Raw genomic sequence first — 9769 nt, forward strand, 5'->3', positions numbered from 1 at the left:
TGCAAGTCTTTTTTTCAAAAACTTTTTTAAAGCTCTCGAGCTCTTCGTCATCTCTCAAGACGACTTTATTAATTTACCCTACTTTCTCTTTTTTGGCAAATCCCTCTTTTGTTCGAGTTCTAATAGAAACGCTAGCAACGTTGTAACATTATCACTTATTTTTATTTGCTTATTTAGCGTTAACTAATCTTATTTGCTATATAAAATAGCACTCTACCTTCAATTAACGAACTTTAGCTCTCATATTTTTATTTAAAATTTTTTCAAAAATACAAAAATAGCACCGCAATCCTGCGATTGCGATGCTATCAGATGCCATACTTTCGGCGAATTTCACGCTTTTGATCTCTTTCCTTAATTGTTTGACGCTTGTCATATTCCTTTTTACCTTGTCCTACACCTATTAGAACTTTGGCAAAACCGTGCTTTAAATACACCTTTAACGGAATAATGGCGATTCCACGTTCAGATTGTGCCTTAGCTAACCGTGCAATTTCTTTTTTATGCAAAAGAAGGCGTCTACTTCTTAAAGGATCATGATTATAACGATTGCCCTGCTTATATTCACTAATATGAACATTCTCTAAATAAGCAGAACCACCATAAATTTGAACATATCCATCACGCAAGTTTATTCTGCGTGCACGAATAGACTTTATCTCAGTCCCTGTTAATGCAATTCCTGCTTCGACAGTTTCTTTAATAAAATAGTCATGCCGTGCTTTTTTATTTTGCGCAATTAGATTATCATCTTTTTCTTTTTTCATTAAGAATCTCTCCTAATGTTTAAAGTTTCTCTGATTTCTTCTATTTCCTTGATTACGGCTGCGGTGATTACCACGACTATTATAATTGCCGCCACCACGGTGCCCGTGATTATTATGGAATCCGCGGTTGCCACGACGACGATCGTTCATCCCTCGATCGTTATGCTTCTTCTTAGGAGCGTTAGGGTCATAAACTTCAAAGTCTAATTGATGCTGCTCAACGTTAGCATTAATCAAGGTAACCTTAATAGGCATCCCTATCTTATATTGCTTATGCGTACCACGTCCAGTTAACGTCAATGACTTTTCATTAAAGCTATAGAAATCATCCGTTAAATTAGAAATGTGTACTAAGCCTTCAACAGTATTAGGCAATTGAATGAACATACCAAAACTAGTAACTGATGAAACTACGGCATCAAAGTGTTGACCCACTTGATCTGCCATATATTCAGTCATCTTCAAATCATTTACTTCACGTTCAGTATCGATTGAACGACGTTCTTGAGTAGAAGTTTGTTCAGCAACATCTGGCAAGTAACTAGCAAAATGCTTCTGCATGTCTTCGGTAGTTCCATTTTCTTGATATGCGTGAATCATTCTGTGCACCATCAAGTCAGAGTAACGTCTAATTGGTGAAGTAAAGTGAGTGTAGTATTTTGCTGCTAAACCAAAGTGACCCAATGCATCTTCAGAATAATGTGCTTGCTTTAAACTACGTAGCATCATCATTTGCACTACAGCTTCTTCTGGTGTACCCATAGTCTTAGATACAACCTTTTGCAAATCAAGTGGCTTGATATTCTCTGGATCAGCGTGAATATTTAAGCCAAATGCACTACAAAATTCGAAGAAACTCTTAATTCTTTCAGCATCTGGTGTTTCGTGAACACGGTATAAAAATGGAACATGCTTTCTAAAGAAATCTTCAGCAACAGTTTCATTAGCCATCAACATAAATGACTCAATCATTTTTTCGGCAGTACCACGTTCATGCAATACGATGTCAGTTGGCTTGCCTTGATCATCAACAATAATTTTTGCTTCTGGTTCTTCAAAGTCAATGGCACCACGTCTATGACGTTGTTTGTATAAAATAGCATGCAAATCAGCCATTTCTTCGAGCATTGGACGTAATTTTACATACTTGTCCTCTAAGCCATCCATTTCACCCTTTAAGGTCTTATTAACCTTATTGTAAGTCATACGACCATGTGAACGCATAACAGAAGGATAAATCTTGTAGCCTACTCTCTTACCCTCTGGTGTAATTTCCATGTCACAGGACAAAACAAGACGATCTACACCCTCATTTAATGAACAAATACCATTTGAAAGTCTAAATGGCAACATTGGAATAACTCGGTCTACCAAGTATGTACTGTTACCACGAGCAAATGCTTCTTCATTTAAAGGTGTATTTTCTTTGACATAGTGTGATACATCGGCAATGTGGACACCTAAATGATAATTTCCGTTAGGCAATTTCCATAAAACAACGGCGTCGTCAAAGTCTTTAGAATCATCCCCATCAATGGTTACTGCAGGCTGATCTGTAATATCTACTCGACCTTTTTTCTCTTCTTCAGTAACATGATCAGGAATTGCATTAGCTTGTGCCATTGCATCTTCTGGCCAATCAGTACGAACGTCATGAGCAGAAACAATTGACATGATATCTACACCTGGATCACTCTTGTTACCAATAATCTTAGTAACTGCACCAGTCATAGATTCAGGATAATCTTCTTCAGGATAGTCCTTGATAGATACCTTTACCATGTCGCCCATCTGTGGGATCAGACCATTTTCGGATAAATATACACGATATTTGTGCAACTTTTTATTATTGCTTAAAGCATATCCAATAAAAGGACTGATCTTTCTTTGTTCATCAGTTAGTGGATGGAATTCACCGACTAAGCTTTCAAGGCCACGTTCTAGGATCTCTTCGATTCGACCTTCTGGTCCTTTGCCATTCCAAGGATTACCATCAGCAACAATCTTTACCTTTACTCGGTCACCATCAACGGCATACTTTGTGTAATCAGCTGCAATAAAAACGTCATCAACATTTTCATCGTCTAACTTTACAAAACCAAAACCCTTGTCATTGGCTTTAAAAATACCTTCGACGATTGTATCTGCTTGGGCTAATTGATATTGTCCCTTACCATCAGTAATAATTTTATTTGCATGTTCTAAGAAAGAAAGAGCTTTAATTAATTCAGTAAAATTACCCAATCTTTCACGACGCGCTTCTCGTTCAATTTGATCTACGCGAAATTGTTTTTGTGGATTATGGCGAAAAATTTCTAAAACACCGGCCAAAATTTTTTCGTTTTGTGCCATGTAATTAATCTCCGATCTTTTGAAATATAAAAAAAGCCTCCCCATCACTTTTGATCGGGAGGTACAAAATTTATTTTGTAGACATATAAGCTAGAATAATAGCAAAGACGAAAAAGAGAACCAATAAAACTGCGGTTACTTTTTCCATAAATGCCTCAAAACCACGTTTTTTGGTTTGACCACTAAAAACGGCACCGCCAGATAAGGCGTTCAATGCATCTTGTTGTTTTTGTGGCTGCATCATTGTTGCAATAACGATTAAGATTGAAACAATGATTAGTAGCGTCATAATTAAATTATACAATGCGCTGCCTCCAATACACACATACACTTACTAATAAATTTTATCACAAATTGCTTATTTTTGCAGTTATTTTTTAAGTTCTGGCGCATCAGTCTTAAAATCTTTTTGTGTCGATTTTTGATGATTTTGATACCAGAGTGATGTCTTGCTTGGATCATCGAACAACCGCTTCAATGAAGTTGCTTTGTTATAATCATAATCCTTTGGCTTAACCGTAGTAAACCACTTTGGACGATAAAAGCGGAGCAAATTACCATCAATTACACGATCAGACAAAGAAAGCTGTGTTGTCACCTTGTTAGAAATTGCAGTAAGCTTTGCTTTCAATTTCTTATCAGGCTTAATTCTTTCCCCAGTCTTCGTATCATAATAATCACTGCCTACTTTAGAATATTCAGGAGTAATAAAATCGCCATTTCGTTGAGCAACAATTTGTGGTGCATTTTTGCTAAGCAAATCATAGCCAAACTGAATAGTATCTTTGTCCTTGATGCCTAATAGATTTAATAAAGTTGGCAAAACATCAATTTCACCACCATAAGTGTGATTAATACCACCTTTTAATCCCTTCATGTGGAACATCAGTGGGACACGCTGGAATTGCAGATTATCAAAATCATTGAAAGAATCTTTCTTAAGCAATTCAGCACTGGCTTTATGGTGATTACCTGAAATACCATAGTGGTCACCATAAAAGACAATCAACGTCTTTTTATCAAGACCAGTCTTCTTCATCCAACGCATTAATTCACCGATAGCCTGATCAAGATAATGCGCGGTTTGCACATAACCATCTACAGTTTCATCCCCTGTATTAGTCTTATCAATTGACTGATTTTTCTTATCCAAATTATATGGATAGTGGTTAGTAACTGTAATCATTTTTAAATAAAATGGTTGCGGTAAACGTTCAATATACTTAATTGATTGATCGAAGAAGATCTTATCCTTCAGACCATAACCGATATAATAGCCTGGCTTATTCTTAAAGTATGAAAGTGGCATGAAATATTGATAGCCGAATGATTTATACGCATTATCTCTATTCCAAAATGAGCCTGCACCACCATGCATTACGGCAGTCGTATAACCAGCTTGTTGATGCAATATAGCTGGTGCACTTTCAAAAGTATTAGAAGTGCCATAAGTCGACATGGCTGAACCTGATTGCAACCCAAACAATGAGTTTTCCAACATCATTTCAGCATCAGAGGTCTTTCCCTGACCAACCTGATTAAAGAAATTATCAAAACTAATCGTATCTTTTTGATGATAAATCTTATTTAAGTTAGGGGTTACTTCCTTGCCCTTCCATTTATAGCCAATTAAAAACTGTTGGAAACTCTCTAAGTGAATAACCAAGACATTTTTACCCTTGGCTACACCGTTATAAGCAGGATTAGGTTTGACATAGTTTGCTTTTAAGTATTGTCTAACTGAGCGTAGATCAGATACGTTAGCTTTAGCCATCTGCGCATTCGTCTGTGCCATCTTATAACCATCATAAATGGCATATTCATTAATGCCTAGATATTTAACAATATAATTATTGTCAAAAGTTCTAGTTAAAAGACCAGAACGATCTTTTTGCGCCATCAATAAATTAAGGCCCATTAAACTAACTGCCAGCAATTCTACTAATAAACTGACTTTAAGTTTTAAAGGACGTACGTCCATTTTGATGACTTTAGTGATTAATAAAACAATAATTGCGGCAATATCGATAAAGGCCAGAAAATCACTAGCTAAAGTAATTCCTGCAATACTTTTTCCTAAATTATCTGAAGTCGAACCTGAAGTTTTTATTATCGAAAATGACAAGAAATTCGAAAATTCACGATAATAAAGTATATTTGCAAAAAGCCACAGCGTTAGTAAAAAATCTATTACTAGGATAATCCAATATGACTTTCGCCCTTTAAAGAATAAGCCAATACCTAACAAGAGCATCCCTGATGGTATCGGGTTGATCAAAAGCAGAAATTGCTGCATTGGACCAACCGCACCCAAATTAAACTTCGTTAAATATATAAAATATGTTTTTAACCAAAACAGTACTAAAACAATCGTAAAAAAGCCAAGTTTAGTTTGCGTTAACCATTTAAAAAAAGACTTGGTACGTTCCATTGCTTTCTCCTCTCATTACGATATTTTATCTTACTACTGATTTAAGCAAGACGCATTTCTTTTAAGAAAAATTAATTACTTTCTGAACTTTTTATCTTTTTAGGTTTAAAAATCCAACCAAAGATACCTAAAATCATTCCGAAAAAGTAAGTTGAAAAGCGCCAAATAAACATTGCTAAAATCAAAGCACCATGAGAAGAAACAAACGTGGAGAATAAAGTCTGAAAACTGTATTCCGCACCACCAGATGCACCTGGAATAGGGATAATCGCCATGAACATAATAATCATAATATTCATCTGCGTAACATTAGCCCATAAACATGGCACATTTAAAGCTGTCAGTACCATAAATGGAATTGAATAAAAGAATAATAGCTGTAAAACAGTCAAAGTCGAAGCTACAATCAGCTTCTTTTTTTCTTTCTTCAATTTCTGACTTTCTGCATAAAAAGTATCAATCTTTTCTAAAGTAGCAGCACGCCATTTTTCAACACGCTCTTTTTTAATGAACTTTGCCAGCAAATTCATTAAAGCGTTAGTTGCATTCTTTGTAAAATGATAGGCAAACATGATTGCTAATAAGAAAATGATGGAACTAACGTGGATCAAAAAGCCGATTGCAATAAATATAGCTAGCCCCGCAAATTTAGTCATTACCATATGAAAGCCAAAGATAATCGTAAAGACATAGGCGAATAAAACTACGATCTGATAAATAATGAATTTCATTAATAGAATGGAAGTTGATCTACCACCTTCCATCCCCATTTGAATCATCGCTGCCAATTGTGATGGCTGACCACCAGTTGACATTGGTGTAATCGCATTAAATAAAGCCTGAATAATTGGAATTCGCAAAAATGACCATGCAGATCTTTTAGGCTCTTCTTTACGATGAGCTAATGTGGCTAAGATCCCCGCTTCACAAACATATGACAGAAGCATTAAGCCAAATACCATTATTAAAGCTACAATATTAAGACCATGAGCCGCCTTTAATATTTCTGATAATGGTGTTGACTTCAGATCCATATATAAGACAAAGGCACTGATTGCCAATACAATCAAGATGCCCCATAAATGCTTTTTATTCATTAATGAATTTGTCCCAATTCCTTGCCCAATTTGTATTGCTCATGATAAAAATCATTCCAAATATGGGCTAATCGGTCTTCTGAATATTCTTGACTTGCTTTAATAGACAAATCACTATATTTCTTCAACAGATGTGGATCGCTTTTGGCCTTTTGTAAAGCTTGATTCATTTCGCCGAAATCTTGGCCACTCATATAATAACCATCAATAATAGCCTTATATAAATCTAAATCACGCAGAAGTACTGGCGTGCCACAGCTAAATGCCTCCAAAACAGACATTGGGAACAATTCATCATATGATGGCAACACGAATAAATCAGCAATGTTCAAATATTTAACCAGTTTTTTGCGATCGACAATACCAGCAAAAGTTAAATTTTTAGGCGGATTATCTACCATGTCTTTATAGTGACTGTAGCCATCCGTAATCTTGCCAAAAGAAAAGCCACCTGCCCAAATAAATTGAACATCTGGATTAGCTTTTGCCATTTTGACAAAATCATCTATTCCCTTTCTTTCCTGAACTTGGCCATCGCCAAAAACTACAAATTTATCTAGCGGTAACCCCAATTCATGACGAAATGCATTTTTGCTTGCAAGTGATTCCTCATAAAATTCAGTTTTAGAAACAAAATTAGGAATGTACTTAACTTTATCGCGTTCAATACCATAATTGACCAATTTATCAATAAAAATTGGATTAACTACTACAATTTGATCCATGCGTTTATAGAAATCAATTATATATTGATAAAATACTTTTTTTGCAACGCCTGGTAATTTAATTGAGCCCTCTAAAGTATCTGGCAAAAAATGAACATAGCCAATTTTTCTACCACGTGCTGGTGAAAAACTATTAGCATAATAAGTTGGATTAATCGTATGGTAATGTGTTAAATCACTATTGCCATATTTATTTATTGTTACATAAAATTCATCTACTAAATGCGTTCTCAATAATTTAATTAATTCGTTATATGCTGAGCCGACCCCCTGACCTTTAACGGAATCAGCTTGTGAGAACATATTAATTCTAATCATCTATATCCTCTTTTTTAATCTTCTTCATGCTTGGGCTGATAATGATCAATTACATACTGATAAAAATCATGCACATTTGTAGCAAATTGATCCGATGAAATACTCTGCAACTTATTTTGCAATATTTCTTGTGGGATTTTTGCCCGTTTTTGCTTAAGCAAAGAAATAATTTCTTCTTGCATCTCTTGTTGCGTATTAAATCTTCGTCCAAAAATATCTTTGTCAAAGATATTTTCCGTATAATCAGTATCATAAACAACACAAGGTGTGCCGGCTGCTAAAGCTTCAACATATGTTAATCCTTGAGTTTCAGTATCACTAGCAGAGACAAAAATATCTGCCATGCGGTAGTAATTTCCTACATCTCCATGGTCAACATTTCCTGCAAAGATTACGTAATCTTCTAAAGTTAAACGCTCAACTTGCTCTTGGAGCACTTTAACATCTGGACCATCACCAGCGATCACAAATTTAACATTAGGTATTTCTTCTATAATTGCTGGTAATACATTCAAAATATGATTTATTTTTTTCTCAGCAGCAATTCTACTTAACGTCAATATAACTGGTGCATCTGCATCGATACCAAGATCTTTTCGTACATCACGATTTGCATCACTATTTATGCTCTGAATATCTACACCGGTAGGAATCACCCGAATCGGAATTTGGACACCGTAACGTCTTAATAATTCTTCTACTCGGCCACTAGGAGCAATACAGCCATCCATATTTTTTAAATAGCTTTTTACAAATTGCTTCACGTGATATGGCCGCAATAAATGTCCATTCAAAATATAATGCAAGTAATCTTCATACATCGTATGGTAAGTGTGAATAGCTGGAATATCTAGCTGATGAGCTACGTATTTTCCAATAGTACCCAATGCAAACTCAGTTTGAGTATGAACTATATCTAAATTGACTTCCTTAGCCACCTTAGTAGCTTCGAAAAGTCCTCTAAATGCAATTCTACGATCAGTAAACGAAACAAAAGGAATACTGCTAAAACGAAAGACATTAGGTTCAACTGTGCCTTTTTTTACATTAGGATCCGTTGTCGTAAAAATAAATACATTATGCCCCTGTCTTTCCAGCGCATCTTTTAACGTCTTAATAGAAGTAGCCACGCCACTTATCTGGGGAAAATATGTATCGGTATAAAGACCAATATTCATTTAAATACCTCCATATTTAGCATTATAAAGATTACTTAAACTAACTGCAATTTATAATGAAAAATTACAAATATATCTCAATAAACAAAAAAAGTGATTCAAAAATGAATCACTTTAAAATAATAGCGGTGATCGGGGTCGAACCGATACGTCCGTAATGGACACCAGATTTTGAGTCTGACGCGTCTGCCAATTCCGCCACACCGCCATAATATTAAATTAAATTATCAACTTATCTTGTTGATAAGGCGGAGGTCGGATTCGGACCGACGATTAAGGTTTTGCAGACCTCTGCCTTACCACTTGGCTACACCGCCATAAGTTATCAAATTATTTAGAATTGGGATAGCTGGATTCGAACCAGCGCATGTTAGAGTCAAAGTCTAATGCCTTACCACTTGGCTATATCCCAATACTAGGGCGGAATATGGGATTCGAACCCATGCATGCCGGATCCACAAACCGGTGTGTTAACCCCTTCACCAATTCCGCCATGAAGGTAAACAGGGATAGTAGGAATTGAACCCACATCAGCGGTTTTGGAGACCGATGTACTACCATTATACGATATCCCTATTATGGAGGAGGGTGGATTCGAACCGCCGAACTCAGAGAGAGCGGTTTTACAGACCGCCGCGTTTAGCCACTTCGCTACTCCTCCAGCTTGATGGCGCGGGACGGAATCGAACCGCCGACACAAGGAGCTTCAATCCTTTGCTCTACCAACTGAGCTACCGAGCCATCTTACGGTCCATGTGGGATTTGAACCCACGATCTCCTCCGTGACAGGGAGGCGAGATAAACCACTGCTCCAATGGACCAAATTGCGGGAGCTGGATTTGAACCAACGACCTTCGGGTTATGAGCCCGACGAGCTACCAGACTGCTCCATCCCGCGATA

General features: G+C 36.3%; 7 protein-coding genes and 9 tRNA genes. All 16 read right to left on the reverse strand.

Annotated elements, in window-relative coordinates; genetic code table 11:
• Window positions 1-308: 308 nt before the first annotated feature.
• Complete coding sequence (gene smpB / locus B5E95_RS09720) at window positions 309-767, reverse strand: SsrA-binding protein SmpB (RefSeq protein ID WP_025006418.1); 459 nt, start codon at window positions 765-767, stop codon at window positions 309-311.
• A 12-nt stretch (window positions 768-779) separates the two neighbouring features.
• Window positions 780-3119: a ribonuclease R gene (rnr, locus tag B5E95_RS09725; RefSeq protein WP_087176879.1), complete on the reverse strand. Its 2340-nt coding sequence runs from the start codon at window positions 3117-3119 to the stop codon at window positions 780-782.
• Between the two features lie 70 nt (window positions 3120-3189).
• Window positions 3190-3423 carry a preprotein translocase subunit SecG gene (gene secG / locus B5E95_RS09730; protein WP_003632304.1) on the reverse strand — a complete coding sequence of 78 codons (234 nt, stop codon included), beginning with the start codon at window positions 3421-3423 and terminating at the stop codon, window positions 3190-3192.
• Window positions 3424-3489: 66 nt separating this feature from the next.
• On the reverse strand, window positions 3490-5550 hold the full coding sequence (locus B5E95_RS09735; RefSeq protein ID WP_087176878.1) for an LTA synthase family protein: 2061 nt from the start codon (window positions 5548-5550) through the stop codon (window positions 3490-3492).
• 71 nt (window positions 5551-5621) lie between these two features.
• Window positions 5622-6647 (reverse strand): lysylphosphatidylglycerol synthase transmembrane domain-containing protein, encoded by a 1026-nt coding sequence (locus tag B5E95_RS09740; protein ID WP_087176877.1) that lies wholly within the window; start codon window positions 6645-6647, stop codon window positions 5622-5624.
• Entirely contained in the window at window positions 6647-7690 is a 1044-nt protein-coding gene (locus B5E95_RS09745; protein WP_087176876.1) for a glycosyltransferase family 4 protein, read from the reverse strand. Before B5E95_RS09745 ends, B5E95_RS09740 begins: the two co-directional genes overlap by 1 nt.
• 14 nt (window positions 7691-7704) lie before the next feature.
• Window positions 7705-8868: a glycosyltransferase family 4 protein gene (locus B5E95_RS09750; protein WP_087176875.1), complete on the reverse strand. Its 1164-nt coding sequence runs from the start codon at window positions 8866-8868 to the stop codon at window positions 7705-7707.
• 123 nt (window positions 8869-8991) lie between these two features.
• Window positions 8992-9076, reverse strand: a tRNA-Leu gene (locus tag B5E95_RS09755).
• A gap of 38 nt (window positions 9077-9114) precedes the next feature.
• Window positions 9115-9185 (reverse strand) — tRNA-Cys (locus B5E95_RS09760).
• Between the two features lie 23 nt (window positions 9186-9208).
• Window positions 9209-9280 (reverse strand) — tRNA-Gln (locus B5E95_RS09765).
• Window positions 9281-9287: 7 nt separating this feature from the next.
• Window positions 9288-9360 (reverse strand) — tRNA-His (locus B5E95_RS09770).
• Window positions 9361-9372: 12 nt separating this feature from the next.
• Window positions 9373-9443, reverse strand: a tRNA-Trp gene (locus B5E95_RS09775).
• A gap of 4 nt (window positions 9444-9447) precedes the next feature.
• Window positions 9448-9529, reverse strand: a tRNA-Tyr gene (locus B5E95_RS09780).
• Window positions 9530-9536: 7 nt separating this feature from the next.
• Window positions 9537-9609, reverse strand: a tRNA-Phe gene (locus B5E95_RS09785).
• Window positions 9610-9615: 6 nt separating this feature from the next.
• A tRNA-Asp gene (locus B5E95_RS09790) sits at window positions 9616-9689 on the reverse strand.
• Window positions 9690-9692: 3 nt separating this feature from the next.
• Window positions 9693-9766, reverse strand: a tRNA-Met gene (locus B5E95_RS09795).
• Window positions 9767-9769: the final 3 nt, after the last annotated feature.

This window comes from Lactobacillus gallinarum, assembly GCF_002160635.1.
Classification (GTDB): domain Bacteria; phylum Bacillota; class Bacilli; order Lactobacillales; family Lactobacillaceae; genus Lactobacillus; species Lactobacillus gallinarum.

Excerpts from the sequence above, each read along its gene's own strand:
- smpB (WP_025006418.1), bottom strand. The coding sequence starts at position 767 with ATGAAAAAAGAAAAAGATGATAATCTAATTGCGCAAAATAAAAAAGCA.
- rnr (WP_087176879.1), bottom strand. The coding sequence starts at position 3,119 with ATGGCACAAAACGAAAAAATTTTGGCCGGTGTTTTAGAAATTTTTCGC.
- B5E95_RS09735 (WP_087176878.1), bottom strand. The coding sequence starts at position 5,550 with ATGGAACGTACCAAGTCTTTTTTTAAATGGTTAACGCAAACTAAACTT.
- B5E95_RS09740 (WP_087176877.1), bottom strand. The coding sequence starts at position 6,647 with ATGAATAAAAAGCATTTATGGGGCATCTTGATTGTATTGGCAATCAGT.
- B5E95_RS09745 (WP_087176876.1), bottom strand. The coding sequence starts at position 7,690 with ATGATTAGAATTAATATGTTCTCACAAGCTGATTCCGTTAAAGGTCAG.
- B5E95_RS09750 (WP_087176875.1), bottom strand. The coding sequence starts at position 8,868 with ATGAATATTGGTCTTTATACCGATACATATTTTCCCCAGATAAGTGGC.